The following is a 19,157-nucleotide window of genomic DNA, read 5'->3' as shown; positions in this document are numbered from 1 at the left end:
GGTCGCCAACTGCTTGCATAAGGGGAGCAAGCGGGATATTAAGATAGACATTCGATGTCATGGTCATGGAAGATATAGCTCATGCAAGTCGGCACCGTGCCCTTCGGCGCAGATACCGACCTTTACATATCAGCTTTGAGAATATTATAAAGAGGCTTTAAGTGATGCCTTACCGGCAAGTCCGTCGATCACCTTAACCATGGTGTTGAACTCGTTCACATCATAAAGCCTGGTCAGGAAAACGATCTTACCATTGGAATCGATCACCACGTTGCGGGTCACCCCTGCTTTTTTATCGGCAAAACGACCGAAGATATCGGCACCGGGGTCTAAAGCCAGCGGGTAGCTTACCTGTATGTCCTTACGGAACTTTTGTACTTTTTCTAAAGGCTCATCACGGTCTACACCGATCAGCACCACGTTCTTATCCTTATAGGCGTTCCAAACGTCGGTCTCCAGATGTGGCATCTCTTTACGGCATACACTGCACCAGCTGGCGGTAAATTGCAATACTACTACCTTTCCACGTAGTTGCTTAAGAGAGGTCTTTTGACCATCATCTAATACCAGTTCAAAATCATCTGGTGCCTGGTCACCCACCTTTACCAGATAGCCACGATCGGCATCGGCCACTTTTGCAGTAGATGCCGTTTGCGAGTTAGTTTGTGCGTTGACAGCGCCCACGCCTCCTACAAACAGGACGCTTAACAAGGCTTTGTAGATAAATGTAGTACTGAGCTTTTTCATGAGTGTATAAGTTGATGCTTTTTAATAAACCAGTGATCACTTATACCGAAGAACCAGGAGCGGTGGATGACAAGTATTACTTGCCTTCTTATCTTTCTTCCGTTACCGGAAGCAGGAATTAGCACCTTTTACACCGATGACAGGTACAGGTTGCTAAGACTTCTCAGGGCCTTTTCCCTCGGTCTTTCTGGATAAGTATCACAAAGAACATTGTTTTGACACTGCAAATATAGATAAGAAAATAACAATATCTATAGAATTAGTAGATTATTTTCAAAAAGACATTTAAATGAAAAAGGACGTTCATACGGATATTTGATCCGATGTTGTGCAGCATCTCTTGACGGTCCAATATTGATCTTCGGTACATGCTCCGCAAACGATTGCATAGTTTTTTATGGCCCTGATCCTTTTTTTTCTCGGTGTAGCTCCCTAATCTTGTTACAGAGCAAGGCGGCACTACTATCACGCTATCTAGGCGCCTTGTCTATAGACCAATATAAACTAACTATTACTGTTACTTTCTGATGCTGATCTGACGTCGCGATGGCTTTGCTTTGCCATTACGATCAGGATGTTCTGTTGCCAATTAACAACCCCCAATTATATCATTATGATGAGATCTTTACTTACCGCCTGCTTCCTGACGCTTTTGTCGACAGTGGCGTGGGCACAGAACCGGCAGATCACCGGTCAGGTGAACCATCAGGACACCAACGACCCCATTGTGGGCGCCAGTGTGCTGATCAAGGGTACCACACGCGGTGCGCAAACTGACGTCGCAGGCCGCTTTAAACTTGATGCACCTGCCGGCCCCGTCACGCTTACCATCCGCTACATTGGCTACAAAGCCAAAGAAGTTACGGTGGCCGCTGATCAAACCCAAGTGAGCATCAAACTACAGGATGATGCCCAACAATTGAACGATGTAGTAGCCGTTGGTTTTGCCACCGTAAAAAGGCGCGACCTCACCGGCTCCGTATCATCAGTAACGGCGAAGCAATTACGCGACATACCTGTTGCATCGGCCGGGCAGGCACTACAGGGTCGTTTGGCAGGTGTGCAGGTCACTTCATCAGAAGGTTCGCCCGATGCTGATATCAAGATCCGTGTACGTGGCGGTGGTTCCATCACGCAAGACAACTCTCCCCTTTACATCATTGACGGGGTGCAGGTCGAGAATGGTCTGAACAGCATCTCCCCGCAGGATATCGAATCCATTGACGTGTTGAAGGATGCTGCCTCCACCTCTATCTACGGTGCCAGGGGTGCCAACGGTGTGGTGATCATTACCACCAAAGGTGGTCGCGAACAGAAGACCACCGTGAACTACAATGGCTACGTAGGCATAAGCAAACTGGCCCGTGAGCTGAAAGTGCTTGACCCTTACGAGTTCGTAGTGTACCAGTACGAGCGTAACCGCTTTAGCCCAAGTTCAGACAGTACCCAGTACATCCGCAATTACGGCCGCAGCTTCGATTCACTTTCACGCTTTAAGAACGTGCCATTTGTAGATTGGCAAAAGATCGCCTTAGGCCGTACTGCGCTGCAACAACAGCACAACATCAGCGTGAATGGGGGTTCAAGGACCACCCAGTTCAACCTGAGCTACACCAACGATCAGCATGAGGGCACCGTGATCAACTCCGATTATGTGCGTAACCTGATCAACTTCCGTTTTGACCATACCGTGTCAGACCATTTGAAGGTAGGCTTTAATGCACGTTATAACTCTCAGGTGGTGAATGGCGCCGGAACCTCGAACGCAAGCGGTTCCACCTATAACAACCTACGTAACAGTGTAAAATATCGTCCGTTCAACCTTACCGGTGCAGCTGATGATGTGATCGATCAGGCTTACCTTGATGAGACCAATGCCGCGGGCAACAATCTGGGTGTGTTGAGCCCGGTAGTAAATGCCAACTCACAATACCGCAAGAACTACCAGACCGTGACCAACCTGAACGGCTACGTGAACTACTCGTTCAACAAATACTTCTCGTTCAGATCGACGCTGGGCTTTGATATCACATCGCTGAAGATGAACAGCTTTGACGACGTTTATACGGCGAACGCGCGTATCAATGGTAACGGCCAACCCTTGGCAGGCACCGTGAATTCGAGCATCAACACCATGGACATTTCCAACGTGTTGACCTTTAACAACGCTGCTGCAAAGTCCAAACATCATGATATCAACCTGATCCTGGGTAACGAGTTCTATAACTATCACACCGAATCACTGAACAACCAATTCAAGTTGTTCCCGGTAGGTGTTGATCCGGTAACAGCCCTTAACCAGCTGAACCTTGGTACTATCGTGCCAGCCTTCCCCCAAAACACCTATGCGACCAGCCATTTACTTTCGTTCTTTGGCAGAGGTAACTATACGCTAGACAGAAAGTACTACTTCACATTCACCTTCCGTGCCGATGGTTCCTCCAAATTTGCTTCGGGTAAACAATGGGGTTACTTCCCTTCGGGATCATTCGCTTGGCGCGTGTCTGATGAGAAATTCATGAAGAACGTAAAGGCCGTATCTGACCTGAAACTGCGTCTGAGCTACGGTACATCGGGTAACAATCGTATCCCCGACTATCTATTCACCCCAGCATTCAGCGCCAACGCCTTTTACGGCCTGAACGAAAGCACCACCGCAGTGGGCTTCGTACCTACCTATTTGCCTAACCCTAACCTGAAATGGGAGACCACCGTATCCAAGAATATCGGTGTGGACATGGGTATCCTGAACAACCGTATCCAGATCTCATTAGATGCTTACCGCAATACTACTAATGACCTGCTGATCAACGTACCCGTTGCAACCAGCTCAGGTTATGCCACGCAACTGCGTAACGTTGGTAAGACACAAAATCAAGGTGCCGAGATCCAGTTGAACGCCACCATCATCCAGAAAAAGTCGTTCACTTACAGCACTAACTTTAACATCTCTTACAACGAGAACAAAGTGCTTGCACTTGCTCCGGGACAAACCTCCTACCTGCAAAGCTCAGGATGGGGTGTATCAGGCCAACCTGCAGACTTTATTGTGAAGGTCGGTCAGCCGGTGGGTAGTGTTTGGGGATATGTGAGCGATGGTTTTTACAAGACCGAAGACTTCAATTACAACCCGGCCACTCAAGTGTATACCTTGAAATCAGGTGCAGTTGACCCATCAAAAGTGATCGGCGTTGCTCAACCCGGCCTGGTAAAATTCAAAGATGTTAACGGCGATGGCGTGATCACCGAGGCTGACAAGACCGTGATCGGCCACACTATACCAAAGATCACCGGCGGTTTGAACCAGCAATTCACCTACAAAGGTATCGACCTGAGCGTTTTCGTGAACTTCCAGTTGAGAGGTCAGGTATTTAACGCTAATAAGATCGAGTTCACTAACGGCTATACCTCTAACACTAATTTATTAGCTCAAACAGCCGACCGCTGGAGAACTATTGACGGCAGCGGTAACGTGGTACAACGCGTGAGCAACGGTGTAGTGACCGGTGTTGCGCCTGACCAGTTAGCGGCCATCAATGCTAACGCCAAATATTCTATCCCTGTTACCGGAAGCGCTGCCTTCTATCCTACCTCATCGGCGGTGGAGAACGCGTCTTTCCTGAGATTGAACAACCTGACCTTGGGCTACTCCTTCAAGACCGATCTGCTGAAAAAGATCAAAATAAGCAAACTGAGGGTTTATGTGACCGGCAACAATTTGGGGCTGATCACCGGCTATTCCGGCTATGATCCTGACGTGAACGCTCGTCGCGGAACTCCTGTAACTCCGGGTGTTGATTACTCTGCGTACCCACGCAGCCGTACCTATCTGTTTGGTGTCAATCTTAGCTTATAATGAAACAAGTCATGAAAAAATTTAAATACCATATCTTAGGAGTAAGCTGCACATTGATGCTTACGTTTTTAGGGTCATGTAAAAAATACCTGGACGAGCAGCCTGTATCGGCATTCTCTACCGAAGCAGCGTTTTCCAATGTTAACACCGCGACCAGCACTGTGCTGGGCATTTATGCCCGTTTAGCGGGCGATTCAGGCTACGGCATCCGCCTCAGTATGTATTACACTGTTGATGCCGATGATTTTGTGGGCCCGGCCAGCAACACCTCGCCCGATAACGACCGGCGTGACATAGCCCGTTACCAGGCCACTCCGCAAAATGCCCAGATAGAAGCGCCTTTTGAGAACCTGTATACCGGTATCGAGCGTGCCAATATCTGCATCAAATACATACCCAAAATGCCGGCGTACACCAATGGTAGTGCAAGTGACCAGGTATTGTTAAAGAGATTACATGGCGAGGCGCTGACCCTTAGAGCACAGTTCTACTACGAGTTGATGCGCAATTGGGGCGATGTGCCCGTGCAATGGGAACCATCATCGGACCAAGCCACGCTGAACGTGCCACGTACCGATCAAACGGTGATCTACGAACGTATCCTCAGCGACCTGCTTACTGCCGAAAGCCTGGTGCCATGGCGTACCGAAGTGGTACGCGACGAGCGTATCACCAAAGGTGCTGTTAAAGGATTACGTGCCCGTATAGCCTTGGCCAGAGGTGGTTACCGCCTCAATACGAAGACCGGCCAGGTAGAGCGCACAGCCGATTATTTAAAATACTACCAGATTGCTCGTGATGAGTGTAACGACCTTTTACAACGCCGCGACCAGCATACACTGAACAGCAGCTTCCAGAACCTATTCAAGAATTATGTGGATGCGCATACCCTTGATCCTACAGGCGAGATCATGTTCGAGGTAGCGATGGCCGGTGGCTCGGGTGTGGCCGATAGCAAGTTGGGCTACTATGACGGTCCACGGAGCGTGAACGGAAGCACCAGTTTGGGTAACTCCAGCATCACTGCCGTACCTACCTATTTTTACGCTTTCGACCCGAATGATGCCCGTCGTGATGTGACCATTTGCCCTTACTTCTTCAACTTTGACGGCACCAAGACCTTACAACGCCTGATCGGCCTTCCAAGTGGAAAGTTCCGTCGCGATTGGATCACCAACCCGGCTATCCCGGTCAACTCGGCCGCCCAATACTTTGGTATCAACTGGCCTATCCTTCGCTTTGCCGACGTGTTGCTGATGTTCGCTGAGGCGGATAACGAGATCAGCGGTGGGCCATCGGCAGCGGCCATTGCCGCCTTGCGTGAAGTACGCTTGAGAGGTTTCAATGGCGATGCCACCAAGATCGGCACCATACCGACAGATAAGGCTGGCTTCTTTACTGCCATCAACAACGAGCGCTTGTTCGAATTCGGTGGCGAAGGTTTGCGCAAGTTCGACCTGATCCGCTGGAACCTATTCAATTCGACGTTGACCGATACTCGTAACAACCTGACCGCCATGTTCAACAAGCAGGCACCTTACAATAACCTGCCACAGACCATGACCTATCAGAACGCGCAACCTACGATCAATTATGGTAGCTCACTTTACGCGCCATCACCTTCTACAGTGCCAAGCGGATACACCCGAGTGAATTGGGTAAGCTCACTTACAGCAGTTTACAACAGCAGTGTGGCCCAGTACTTTAAACCTAATAGCAGGGAGGTACTGCCCATACCGCAACCATCCATTGATGCCAACCCAATGCTGACCCAAAACCCTGGCTATTGATCTACTAAATAAACGAAGGCTACCTTAACGGTAGCCTTCTCATTTCCTTGATATGAAAAAGTATCTCTTCATCATGATGTTAGGGTCGTTAGGTTACCAGGCCTCAGCACTTTCCAAAACATTAAATGACCCTGTACCCGCATTTCCGGGTGCCGAGGGTTTTGGCAAGTATACAAGCGGAGGCAGGGGTGGCAAGGTGTGCATAGTTACCAATCTAAATGATGATGGTGCAGGTAGCCTAAGAGCGGCCATCAAACAAAAAGGCCCACGAACGATCGTATTCTCAGTTTCAGGTACCATAGCCCTCGAAAGTCCGCTGGTGATCAAGAACGGTGATGTGACCATTGCTGGGCAGTCGGCACCGGGCGATGGCATCTGCATCAAGAATTATACGACCACCGTAGATGCCGATAACGTGATCATCCGTTATATGCGTTTCCGGATGGGCGATGAGCGTAAACACCAGGATGATTCTTTTAACGGCAGGGGCCACAGCAGGATCATTATCGATCATTGTTCTATGAGCTGGTCCATAGATGAAACGGCCTCCATGTACTGGAACCGCGACTTTACGATGCAGTGGTGCATAGTGGCCGAAAGCATGAAGAACTCCTTTCATGAAAAAGGCCCACACGGTTACGGGGGCATTTGGGGAGGTGAGAACGCCACTTTTCATCACAACCTTTTAGCAAGCCATACCAGCCGTAACCCGCGTTTCGGTGGTTCAGAGAGCGTTCCGAACAAGCCGGATGAGCTGGTGGACTTTGTGAACAACGTTATATTCAATTGGGGCAGCAACGCCACTTATGGAGGCGAAAAAGGACGTTACAATGTGGTGAACAACTATTACAAGGCCGGCCCGGCCACGGTCAAAAATGCCGACCGGATCATTGAACCATGGGAACCGTTCGGTCAATTTTACATCAAAGGCAATGTTTTGGCCGGCGATGATAAGGTCACCCAGGATAACGCTCTGGGAGTACAAGGTCAAAAAAAGACCTCTGCCACAGCGGCCATGATCGATAAACCTTTTGGAGTGGAGATGATCGACATGCAGACGGCGACAAATGCCTATCATGCTGTGATACAAAAGGTTGGGGCCAATTTACACCGCGACCAGGTGGACCTGCGCATACTACAGGACCTGGTAGGTGGAAGCCCGACCGAGGGGAAAGATCACAACGGCATTATCGATTCGCAGAAAGATGTGGGCGGATGGCCCGAACTCAAGAGCTTGCCACCAGCCAAGGATACCGATCAGGACGGTATACCTGACGATTGGGAGACCCAGCATGGCCTGGATCCCAACAACCCTAACGACGGTTCAGGCCACAAGAACGATTCATTATATACCGATCTGGAGGTATACCTGAACGGGTTGGTCAAGGATGTTAATTAACGATATCGCTTAACTTAACTATTTGTCTGTCAATTCGAAAGAAGAATTCAACCTGATATCATCCGAAGCACTGCCGATCATGATGTTGAAATTACCGGGCTCGGCCACCCACTTCATTTGTGGGTCATAGAACGAGAGTTTGTCGCTATCGATCTTAAAGGTGATGGTCTTGGTCTCGCCGGCCTTGAGCATCACTTTTTGGAAGTCTTTGAGCTCTTTGAGCGGCCGTGCTACGGATGCTATGGGATCTTGCAGGTAAAGTTGTACCACTTCTTCGCCCGAGTACTTGCCTGTATTGCTCAAATCAAAACTTACTTGTAAAACTTGGTTTTTCTTGATTTTTGTATCACTTATCTTCAAATTCCCATATTTAAATGTAGTGTAGCTCAGGCCATGTCCAAAGGCGTATTTCGGCGTGTTCGGTAGGTCTATGTAGGCCGACTTGTACTTGATGTCGCGGGGGTTTTTCACCGGCCTGCCGGTACTGTACCCGGCGTAGCTCAGCGGGATCTGTCCGACCGATCGCGGGAAGGTGACCGGCAATTTTCCCGACGGATTGTAGTCGCCGAACAGTACATTGGCAATAGCATTACCGCCCTCGGCTCCCAGCCACCAGGCGTAAACCACGCTTTGTGCCTTGTTGGCTATGTCCTCGAATATGAGCGGACGACCTGCCATCAGTACGACTACTATGGGCTTACCGGTAGCGCTTATGGCGTTGAACAATTCGGTTTGTCTGCCCGGCAGGCTGATGTCGGCCCTCGATTTGGCTTCTCCGCTCATATCCCAGCTTTCGCCCAGGGCCATCACTACTACATCGGCTTTTTTAGCGGTCGCTATGGCTTCCTCAAAAGCATCTTCCCGGCCCATGATGTCGGTGCCTTTGGCGTACAGGTAGCGGTTCTTGCCATCGGTACTTTGCAGGCCTTCATACAAACTGGTGACACGGGTGGTATCTGACAAAGGGATCCAGTTACCTTCCAGGTCACGCTTGCTTTTGGCCAGCGGACCGATCACGGCTATGGTCTTACCGCTTTTGGCAAGCGGCAGGAGTTCGTTCTGGTTCTTGAGCAGTACGATCGAGCGTTGGGCCACGTCGCGGGCAATCAGCTTATGTTGCGGGTCGTTCAGCACCTCGCGTTCGCGGGCCTCATTACTGAAACGATACGGGTCTTCGAACAGGCCCAATTCAAATTTTTTACGCAGGATGCGCCTTACCGCATCATCCACCAGCTTAACGTCCACCTTTTTATCTTTTACCAGTTGGGTCAAGTGGCCTATGTAAGCTTTGCTTTCCATATCCATATCACTGCCCGCTATAATGGCCTTGGTAGCCGCGTCCTCATTGTTGGCAGCGTAACCCCAGGCCACCATCTCTCCTATGGAACCCCAGTCGCTCACCACAAAGCCTTTGTAGCCCCATTTGCCTTTCAGTATATCGCGCTGCAGGTAGCTGTTACCTGTAGCAGGAATACCGTTCAGGGTGTTGAAGGAGTTCATGAACGTGGCCACACCTGCATCAGCAGCGGCTTTGAACGGCGGCAAATAGGTTTGCCAAAGCATGTTATCGCTCATATCTACCGCGTTGTAGTCGCGGCCCGCCATGGCGGCGCCGTAGGCGGCAAAGTGTTTGGCACAAGCCATCACGGCATCTGTACCACCCAGCTTTTCGCCCTGAAAACCTTTCACCCGGGCCGTTGCGATCATAGAACCGAGATAGGTGTCCTCGCCTGCACCTTCCATCACCCTGCCCCAGCGCGGGTCGCGGCCCACATCTACCATGGGCGCAAAGGTCCAGTGCAAACCTACCGCAGCTGCCTCTTTTGCCGCGATGTGGGCCGAGCTCCTAATCGCTTCCATATCCCACGAGGCAGCCTCGGCCAATGGTATCGGGAACACGGTGCGGTAACCGTGGATCACATCCATACTGAACAGCAACGGGATCTTCAGGCGCGAGCGCAGGGCCACCGCCTGTATCTGACGGGTATCCTTCACCCCTCTCACGTTCAGCATCGACCCTACCAGGCCCTTGCTGATATCGTTAAGCTGGTTGGTGTTGTTGGCGTTCACCGGTCCGGTAACATCCTTACCCGAGTACTGGTTCAGCTGGCCCACCTTCTCTTCCAGTGTCATGAGCCGGAGCAAACTATCGACCCTTTGGTCGATAGTTCTCTTTTGAGCTTTTGCAGCTCCGGCGGTTAAACATACTGTGAGGGTAAGGCAAAAAAAGCGGTCGATATTTCGCATAAAATGTGTCAGATATTATGGCCTGATCTGTAAGCCATCATAGAAGTAATAAAAATTGGTCTTGCGCGTATAGTTCAGATCGTATAAGCAAGCCTTAGCATCATCGCCCCAGGCCGAATCGCCATCACCCACGTTCCAAAGTGTGATGCCCCAGCGCTGGTTCACCGGCACTATGCGGGTGTATATCTCCACTACGTCCTTATACAACTGCTTTTGCAAAAGCTCACGCGTGGCGATATCTGATGCCGACAATACCGTACCGGCAGATTGGTCGCTTGCGGTGCGCAGGTTGATATCCAGTTCGGAGATGAACACCTTAAGACCGGTCTGTTTCATTTTTAAGATGGCGTCCTCCACATTGGCTTTAGGCGTATTGTAGCGGATGTGCATTTGCATGGCCACCCCATCAATAATAGGTTTACCACCTTCGGTAAGTAATTTTAGTGCGTTCACCTTGTTGTATATGGCGTTGCGCTTGCTGCTGCTGTAATCATGACCATAATCGTTGTAGAATAGCTTCAGGTCGGTGTTGCCATTGGCATTGGCCGCCTGGCGGGCATAACGGAACGCTTTTTCAATGTAGTCCTCGCCCATATAGTTCATCCAGATACTGCCTTCGGCGGCGTTGCCGGTGCGTAGTACACCTGAATCATCATAAGCCTCGTTCACCACGTCCCAAGATCTGACCAACGGTTTACCACTGGCATCTAAAAAGTTGTTGCTATAGTAAGCAACGGTGTTGGTGATGTGGCGGCGCATCATATTATCCAGCGTATCCCGCTTTTGCGTGGCCGATGCGCTGGCCGTCCAAATGGCCGTAACATGCGATGGTAAGGCCCGGTGCCACACTAATACGTGACCATGGATACGGTCAAAAGCAAAGTCCTTGGCAAATTGCGGGATGGTGCTTTTGGCCGCAAAGTTCCACACATACTTTGAGGTGTTTAGCGCGTTCATCTTCATGTCGTTCTCGGCAGTGATGGCATTGTAATGCCTCTTGACCGTTTCGCGGTAGGCCGACCCAACCGATGATAGTAACGACGAACTTACCGCCGCACCTATAGGTATGTTGGCGTTGGCGGTCTTGAGGATCTTCATCGTATCGGCAAGGGCTGTTTTGGTGTCAGCGGCGTTACCGGGTACAGGCTGATCCAGTTTGTCTGTTTTGCAGGCGCCCACCGCCATGCATACAGCAACTAAGGTCAATGATACATTTCTCATAACAGGTATATTGGTTTTAATGGTTAGCTTCTCATTTCACCCCATCTAAAATTCCCTGGTACGCTGGCTTGCGGTTATAATTCTTGTCAAAAGGCAAGGGCCAGTCGGGCCGGTTATAGTTGCCTGTGATCCAGGTATCGGCATCGCTCACGTTCCAGGTAGTGATACCGAATTGTTGTGCCTTTGGTATGGCATTATAAGCCTTTACGATGTACAGGTACTTTTGTGCCTGTGTATTGGCCAGCGCCGCTGTAAAGGTCAGGTTTTGGTCATTGTCAGGGTTCATGGCAATGTCCAGTTCAGAGATATGCACCTTGAGGCCGGTCTGTGCTGCCGTATTAATGGCCGTGGTCCAGTTACTTTCGGTCATGTTGTAGCGGGTGTGCATTTGCATACCTATACCGTTGATCGGTATGCCGCGACTCTTAAGGTTATTCACCAGGTTCAGGATGGCCGTGCGTTTGGTGGGGCCATACTCGTTGCCGTAATCATTGTAGAACAACTGGGCGTCAGGGTCGGCCTCATGGGCATATTGAAAGGCACGGGCTATGTAGTCGTTACCTAATTTTTGTAACCAAATGCTATTGCGTAAGGTTCCGTCATCTTCAAAGGCCTCGTTCACCACATCCCACGACGTCACCTTGCCTTTAAAGTGGCTTACGATAGTTTGGATGTGCGTTTTGAACACGCTTTCCCAAGCTGCTGCATCACCCTGAAAATTGGTGATCCATGACGGTAATGATTTATACCAGATCAGCGTGTGGCCATGGATGCGCTTGTCGTTCTGCCGGGCAAAGTCTACCAGGTAATCAGCGTCGGTCCAGTCAAAAGTGGTTTGCTGCGGATGGAGGGCGGATGCCTTCATGGCGTTCTCGGCTGTAAGGCTATTGAACTCCTTTACCACTACGGCCCTGTAACTGGCATTGCTTTTGAGCAAGCTGATATTGACCGCCGCACCAAATGGGAATGGCATGGCCGTTCGTAAGCTTCCCTCGGTGGTCACCGGGGGCGACGTCACCACAGGAGGCTGCGGGTTAGGGTCAGTGGTAGCCCCATGCTTTGAACAGGCACATACCATCGAGCTTGACAGGATGGCCACCAACAAGATATTTTTTTTCATCAGCTTGAATGGATGATCGCACGTGTGCCTGGTAGCCGACCGGTGAGGCCAGCTATCAAGGGCGCAAATGCCTGGTTTATTGATATTTCTTTTGAACCTCGTCGTAAAAGTTCTTGAGCACCCAAAAGGCCATCTTCTTTTTACCCGTCTCAGATACCAGGCCCTTACGGTTCCAGAAATTTTGGTACACCGGGTGCTGGCGGCGTGGCGAGCGGAAATCGGCCAGGATCCATGGGGTCATGCCGCGCAGTGCGCTTACCTTACCCAGCATAGCGATCTGGTTCTTGAAAAGGGCTTCCTGGTACTCCTCGCTCCAACGGGTATTGGCATCGGCATGGTAACCGGCCAAAGCATCGCCCCCGAACTCGGTGATCACTACCGGCTTTTTGTATTTAATGTTGAAGTTGTACTTGGTGATGCCCGATGGGTCGCCGCCCCAATACCAACCGGCATATTCATTGAAGCTAACGAGGTCAAGCTTTTCGCCCAGTGGGTCATCAACAATGGCCTCGTTGCCTTTGCGGTGAACCTCCAGTGCGGCCGATACCAAACGCGTATCATCCAGACTGTGCGCCTTAGCGGCCAGATCGCCCATGAATTTAAGGCGGGGCTCACTCACCGGTGTCTCATTACCGATAGACCATACGATCACGGCGGCGCGGTTCACATCGCGGGTGATCAGATCAGTAAGCTGGCCCTGGGCATTTTGAAAGGTGGCAGGGTTTTGCCACGAGATGGTCCAGTATACCGGCACCTCCGCCCAAACCATCAGGCCCATTTCATCGGCGAGGCGTATCATTTCCTCATTGTGTTGGTAGTGCGCCAGCCTTACGTAGTTACAGTTCAGTTCTTTAGCCCAGGTAAGCAGCATACGCAGATCACCGGTAGAGCGGTTGCGGCCTTTAAGCAGTGGGTTCTCATCGTGTATGGATATCCCTCTCAGGAACACCGACTTGCCGTTCAATAGAATGTCGGTACCTTTTACCTGGATGGTACGGAAGCCGATCTTATCGGTCACGGCGTCGGTACCGGCGCTAATGTTCACGCTGTAAAGTTTAGGCTCCTCGGGCGACCAATATTTTAGCTTTTTAACCGGGATACTGATCAGCGCCTTGCCGCTGGCATCGGTCTTGACGGTGGTCTTTATACCGGCCTCGGCAATGTTGAGGGTCACTTGCTGCGAAAGGTCTTTGCCGTTCAACTGCACATAACCTTCAATACGGCCGGCATCGCCTTTGGCCAGCTGTACTTTGTAATCAGCAATGTAAGTGCCCGGCATCTCTGCCACGAACACATCACGGGTGATACCGCCATAGTTCCACCAATCAGTATTGATGGTAGGTATCTCATCCTGGTGGCGGGTATTATCGGCCTTGACCACGATGCTGTTCTCCCCCGCTCTGAGTTTGCCTGTCACCTCGAACTGGAACGGGTTGAAACCACCCTTGTGGATGCCCAGCTTTTTACCATTCAGGTACACGTGCGACTCGTAGTTGACCGCACCGAAATACAGCACGTAGCGTTTGCCGCTTTGCGGATCAGCATTGAACTTGCGGCGCAGCCATACCGTTCCCTCGTACATCTCCAGCTTTTCGGCCTGAGAGTTCCAATCGCCCGGTACGTTCATGGTAGGCGCGTATTCAAAGTCGTACTCCAGCAACTCGCCTTTGTCCTTTGGTTTTTTGTCGTCGTAAAAACCGCCGGTACCTGATGCCGAGGCATCAAAGGCCTCGTGCCGATAATCGTAAAAGCCGTTCTCGTAAGGGTCAACAATGTAGTTCCAGCGACCGTTGAGGCTCAGCAGTTTTCGCCCTTGAATGTTCTGGATAAGCGGCGCCTGGGCGAACGCGTTGGTAACAACAGTTAGCAGTAGAATAATAAGCAGACGTGATCTTTGCATATGATTTGGTATTCGTATAATGCCCGGCCGGTGGTGCCGGCCGGGCGGTTTAGTATCAATAACCCGGGTTTTGTCCCAGTGACGGTGCCCGGTTCAATTCGCTTTGTGATATCGGGTACAGGTAGTTCTTATCGGCAAATACTCGATTCTGCACCTGGAAACGCTCGTAATTGAATGTACCGTTGGTGTTGCGGGTAATGCGCATACCGGTTACCGGTACATTGAAAAAGCGTGCACCTTCTTTCCAGCGGCGTACATCAAAAAAGCGGTGGCCTTCAAAGCATAGCTCCACGCGGCGCTCGTTGCGGATGCGCTCACGCATGGCTTCTTTCGTGGGCTGTACGTAGCCGTTGCCGGCAGGATTAGTGATCTGCAATGCCGGTAATGCCACGCCGGTACGCTGGCGTACCAGGTTCACACTGCGTAACACATCAGCGGTAGGTCCGGCCACCTCATTAAGAGCCTCGGCATAGTTCAGCAGCGTTTCGGCATAGCGAAAGATCACCCACGGACGGCGCGAACTGGTGTTGCTTTGCTGATTCCAGGTCACACCATCGTTAAAGAACTTACGCATGTAATAGCCTGTTTTGGTAGCGTTCACGTTGGCGCCTATGCCATCCTTACCACCTATATAAGTATCGATGGTCTTGCTTTTATAGGTCTTGCCATTGTAGTGGATCACCAGGTCGAAACGTGGGTCACGGTTGGTATATGGCGCGGTAGCGCTGTAGCCTGATAGCGGATCGCTGATAGGCCTGCCGGTGGTACGCATCTCAAAGGCATCTACCATTTCCTGTGTGGGGTTGGTACGGCCTAAGGCCCCATCATAACTTACCGGAGCATTATTTTGCTCGATGTCGTTACGGCTGCTAGGCTGGCCCGAAAAGATCACCTCCGAGTTGTATGGTGCCGTACCGAACAAGAACACGTTGGCATATGAGGTACTCAACGAGTGCAGGTTACGATCGATAAGCGCCTTGGCTGCATTGGCTGCCGCCTGCCATTTGACCGCATCACCGCTTGGGTTATATTGCGGACTTGCAGCGTATAACAACAAGCGCGACTTAAGCGCCATAGCAGCGGTTTGCGTTGCACGGCCTTTGTTACTGTTTGACCATGAGTTGGTCCAAGCGGGTAAGCGTTGTATGGCCGAATCGCAATCCAACAAAATGCGGTTAACGGCCTCGTCGAAGCTGGCGCGTGGTAGGTTGAGTTCTTCATCGGTGCTCAGCACTTTAGTAGCCAGCACGATGCGGCCATAACGCTCCAGCAACTCAAAATGGAAGTAAGCTCGTAGAAAGAACGCCTCCCCTTTCAGCCTGGCCTTTTGGCCGACCAGGGTAGAATCAAAAGTGGTGGTAGTGCTTAATTCAGAGGGTACGCTCACCACATTGCTGCCATCCACGTTAGCCAGGAACAGGTTAGCACGACGCAAGCCGGTATACATAGCACTGTACACATCATCCACCGTACGGAACGGGCTCCAGGTGCCGTTGGTGAAGGTGTAGATGTTCGAATTCAGGTTCGAGTTAACGGCCTCGTCGGTAGCTGATGCCTGCATGGCGCCGTTATCGTCGATGTCGTAGCGGTCTTGCACGGCATTGTACGCGCTGTAGAGCACGCCGCGGGCGTAATCGTTATTGGCCCAAACCTGTTGCTCGGTGATGGGGCCTTCGGTAACGCTGCCGTCATCAAGGTATTTTTTGCAACCGCCCGCAATGGTTATCACCAGCATGGCTGCTGTATAAATGAAGTATGTAGTACTTTTCATGATGTTCAAAGTATGGTACGGTTAAAATTTCACGTTTAGGCCCAGTGAGTAAGTGCGCAGGTTGGGGTAAGCGAACACATAGCCCGACTGCGGCATCTCCGGATCGATGTTCAGTCCATCGAGCTTATCAAAAGTGAGCAGGTTAAAACCGCTCAGGTAAATGCGTGCTGACGACAGTTTGATCTTGCTCACCCAGTTCAGCGGAAGCGTATAGCCCAACTCGGCATGTTTAAGGCGCAGGTAATCGCCGTTACGCAGCCAGAAATCGGAGTTCTGGGTATTGTTGTTGCGATCGGCCACTAACAGGCGCGGAAACTGCGCTGTTGCTGCGGTAGCCGGTGTCCAACGGTCAACGCTGAACTGGTTGAGGTAGCCGTTATTGGCGGTACCGCTGTTCACGATGTTATTGATCGAGATGGTACGGCCGGTGGTCCCCTGAAAGGTAAAGGCCACATCAAAATTGGAATACTTGACCGAGCCACCAAAGCCATAATAAGCTTTAGGAACGAAGTTGTAGTCGGTGCGTACGAAATCGAGGTTATCGATCACGCCATCGCCGTTGATGTCCTTGTATTTGATATCGCCTGCTTTGACCGTGCCAGCAAAACGCTGAACCGGTGAAGACGCCACTTCGGCATCGCTTTGGAAGATACCGTCGGCCTGCAGGAAGTTGCTCACATAGGTAGTACCCGATGAGCTCACCTGCATCACACTGCTGATGCTGTGTCCTAATGACTTTTGATATGACGGCAGACCAGCCTCTTCGTTGATGGCCAACACCTTGCTTTTTTGGTAGGTGTAGTTACCGAACACGTTCACGGCCACCTTGCCGATCTTTTTGTAGAAGTTCAGCTCCGTCTCAAAGCCGCGGTAGCGGGCCTTACCGGCGTTCACCTGGATCACCGACTGGCCAATAATACTTGGCGTCAAGGCGTTAGTAAGCAGGTCGCTGCGGTTTTCCTGGAAGTAGTCGGCACTCAGGCTGATCATCTGTCCAAAGAACTTGGTATCGAAACCGATGCTGGTCTTTTTGGCCTTCTCCCAGGTCAGGTCAGGGTTGGCCAAAGCGTTCTGCGTGGTGGCAGCCGGGGCAGCGAAACCGGTACCGAATATAAAACCGGCCTGCCCGCGGCTAAAGTAGTTGTTGTAAGCGTAACGGCGGCCCAGACTGTAGACATCGCTGCCTACCACACCGTACGAACCACGGAGCTTGAAGTAGTTCAGCCATTTCACATCCTTCAGGAAGCTCTCGTCAGAGATGATCCACCCTGCTGATACCGCCGGGAAGAATCCCCACTGTTTGCCCGGCGCGAACACCTGCGAACCCGAATAGCTGCCGATCAGATCCACAAAATAGCGCTGGTTGTAATTGTAGGTCAGCCGGTTCGACCAGCCTTCGGCCTTGTCATCCAGCGAGCCTGGCGCAGCGATCACGCTGCGGGTATAGCGGGTGCTAAAATTGATGCCGTGTTTATTGAAGTTGTGGTCGTAATCAAAACCACCCCAAAACTCATTGTTGCGTAGGTTGCTGTTAAAATCGGTGCTGGCGAAGGCCAAAGGCACTGCCGTGCCAAAAGAGTTGTAGGTACCCGCGGTGCTGCCTGGCTCGTACACGGCAAAGTCCTGACTGTAGCCTGATGTGTAATTACTGCGGATATCATACGAGAACAGCACATTTACAGACAGACCCGGTACGAAACCAACTTTTTGTTTAGCAGTAAGGGTAGCCAGTAAAAAGCGGGTCAGGTCGTTAGTGTTGCCATCGGCGGTCAGCAAACCCAAAGGGTTGGTGCGGAACAACGAGGTACCGCCGAACGAACCATCAGGGTTCAATACTGGGTATGCATTGGCCGGGGTGGTATAGATAGATCCCAATATGGTTGAATTGGTGGCATCGGCGTGCCTTAGGTCATTGATACGGCCGCCCACATCCACCTGTACATCCAGGTTCTTGTTCACGTGCAGGTCCAGGTTGGTACGGAAGTTATAGCGCTTGAAGTTGCTGTTAGAATTATACACCGGGTTACTGGCGCCTTTGTACAGACCATCCTGGTTAAAATAGCTGATCATGGTAAAGTACCTGGCAAAGGCATTGCCCCCGCTTATGGTGGCCACATAGCGCTGAGTAGGTGCCGCTTTTTTAATGAAGCGATCCACAAAGTTGTTGTTCGGGTATTTGATCGGGTCGGTGCCGTTGCGGTAGGCATCTAACGCGGTTTGATCGTAAACGGCATTGCCACCGCTGTTGATCTGCGCCTCGTTATATAAGTTGGCGTAAGTGTAAGCATCCAGCGGGCGGGTGATGTCCATTGGTGTTTGTACGCCGCCCTGCGCATCAAAGGTAATGCGGGTACGGGTAGCCGAGCCGCGTTTAGTACGTACCGATATGATGCCGTTAGCACCGTTCATGCCGTACCATGACAGCGAGGCAGCATCCTTGAAAACGCTCACGCTTTCCACCTCGTTAAGGTCCATATCGGTAAAGTTGCGCTGTACGCCATCCACCAATATCAATGGCGCCTGGTTGCTGTTGTATGACGACCGCCCACGGATCAAAAAGGTGGCGGCATCAGCACCCGGGCCAACATCTGTTTGCTGGATGTACAAGCCGGCCAAACGCCCTACCAATACGTTGTTGAGTGTAGAGGATGGCAGTTGCGGTAATTGGCTGCCTTTTACGGTGCTGATGGTACCGGTCAGCTGGCGCTTCTTGCGTACACCAAACGGAATGTACACATCGTCGTCATCGCCGGCATCGATCAGTGCGGCCTGCATGATCACTTCGGTCTTGTTCAGTTCGCCCGCACTTTTGGTTTGGGTGATGTAGCCGTTGTACTGGAACAGGATCAGCTCGGTAGGCAGTGCCTGTAAGCTAAAGGTGCCATCGGCGGCTGTTTGTACTGCGGTCCTTGATTCCTGTTTAAACACGCTCACCCCGGCCAGTGGCTGCTTTTGTGCATCCAGTACCTTGCCCGATATGGTGATCGGCTCATCGAGCTTTTGAGCGGTGGCGCTGCCGCCCGCGATAAGGCAGCAAAGCACCGTGAATATGATGTAAATGTATCTGTTCGATCTCATCGTTACTTGATTTAATAAGGTGATCCCT

General features: G+C 51.2%; 10 protein-coding genes and 1 riboswitch. Of the genes, 3 read left to right on the top strand and 7 right to left on the bottom strand.

The window, feature by feature from the left end; translation table 11 throughout:
* Positions 1 to 144 precede the first annotated feature (144 nt).
* Positions 145 to 747, bottom strand: coding sequence for a peroxiredoxin family protein (locus LLH06_RS07530; protein ID WP_228172658.1), 603 nt, complete (start codon positions 745 to 747; stop codon positions 145 to 147).
* Positions 748 to 832: 85 nt separating this feature from the next.
* Positions 833 to 945, bottom strand: a riboswitch (SAM riboswitch).
* A gap of 415 nt (positions 946 to 1,360) precedes the next feature.
* On the opposite strand from LLH06_RS07530, the gene LLH06_RS07525 reads away from it, so the two are divergent.
* From LLH06_RS07525 to LLH06_RS07515, 3 genes are read left to right on the top strand one after another with little or no spacing between them, the layout of a single operon-like run.
* Positions 1,361 to 4,603, top strand: a complete 3,243-nt coding sequence (locus LLH06_RS07525) for a SusC/RagA family TonB-linked outer membrane protein (protein ID WP_228172657.1) — start codon at positions 1,361 to 1,363, stop codon at positions 4,601 to 4,603.
* 11 nt (positions 4,604 to 4,614) lie between these two features.
* Positions 4,615 to 6,393, top strand: a complete 1,779-nt coding sequence (locus tag LLH06_RS07520; RefSeq protein WP_228172656.1) for a RagB/SusD family nutrient uptake outer membrane protein — start codon at positions 4,615 to 4,617, stop codon at positions 6,391 to 6,393.
* Positions 6,394 to 6,445: 52 nt separating this feature from the next.
* Complete coding sequence (locus tag LLH06_RS07515; protein ID WP_228172655.1) at positions 6,446 to 7,792, top strand: pectate lyase; 1,347 nt, start codon at positions 6,446 to 6,448, stop codon at positions 7,790 to 7,792.
* Positions 7,793 to 7,810: 18 nt separating this feature from the next.
* Here LLH06_RS07515 and LLH06_RS07510 read toward each other — a convergent pair whose 3' ends face one another.
* The 6 genes from LLH06_RS07510 to LLH06_RS07485 all read right to left on the bottom strand — a co-directional run bounded on the left by LLH06_RS07510 (position 7,811) and on the right by LLH06_RS07485 (position 19,129).
* Positions 7,811 to 10,039, bottom strand: coding sequence for a glycoside hydrolase family 3 N-terminal domain-containing protein (locus tag LLH06_RS07510; RefSeq protein ID WP_228172654.1), 2,229 nt, complete (start codon positions 10,037 to 10,039; stop codon positions 7,811 to 7,813).
* A 15-nt stretch (positions 10,040 to 10,054) separates the two neighbouring features.
* Positions 10,055 to 11,260, bottom strand: a complete 1,206-nt coding sequence (locus LLH06_RS07505; RefSeq protein WP_228172653.1) for an endo-1,4-beta-xylanase — start codon at positions 11,258 to 11,260, stop codon at positions 10,055 to 10,057.
* A 31-nt stretch (positions 11,261 to 11,291) separates the two neighbouring features.
* Positions 11,292 to 12,380: an endo-1,4-beta-xylanase gene (locus LLH06_RS07500; protein WP_228172652.1), complete on the bottom strand. Its 1,089-nt coding sequence runs from the start codon at positions 12,378 to 12,380 to the stop codon at positions 11,292 to 11,294.
* A gap of 76 nt (positions 12,381 to 12,456) precedes the next feature.
* A complete protein-coding gene (locus LLH06_RS07495; RefSeq protein ID WP_228172651.1) occupies positions 12,457 to 14,280 on the bottom strand; it encodes a glycoside hydrolase family 2 protein in 1,824 nt (607 codons plus the stop codon).
* Between the two features lie 55 nt (positions 14,281 to 14,335).
* A complete protein-coding gene (locus LLH06_RS07490) occupies positions 14,336 to 16,051 on the bottom strand; it encodes a RagB/SusD family nutrient uptake outer membrane protein (RefSeq protein WP_228172650.1) in 1,716 nt (571 codons plus the stop codon).
* Between the two features lie 21 nt (positions 16,052 to 16,072).
* The gene (locus LLH06_RS07485; protein WP_228172649.1) at positions 16,073 to 19,129 is read right to left on the bottom strand and encodes a SusC/RagA family TonB-linked outer membrane protein; all 3,057 of its coding nucleotides are present in this window, start codon (positions 19,127 to 19,129) and stop codon (positions 16,073 to 16,075) included.
* Positions 19,130 to 19,157: the final 28 nt, after the last annotated feature.

This window comes from Mucilaginibacter daejeonensis, assembly GCF_020783335.1.
Classification (GTDB): domain Bacteria; phylum Bacteroidota; class Bacteroidia; order Sphingobacteriales; family Sphingobacteriaceae; genus Mucilaginibacter; species Mucilaginibacter daejeonensis.
This window is presented reverse-complemented; position numbering and strand designations above follow the sequence as displayed.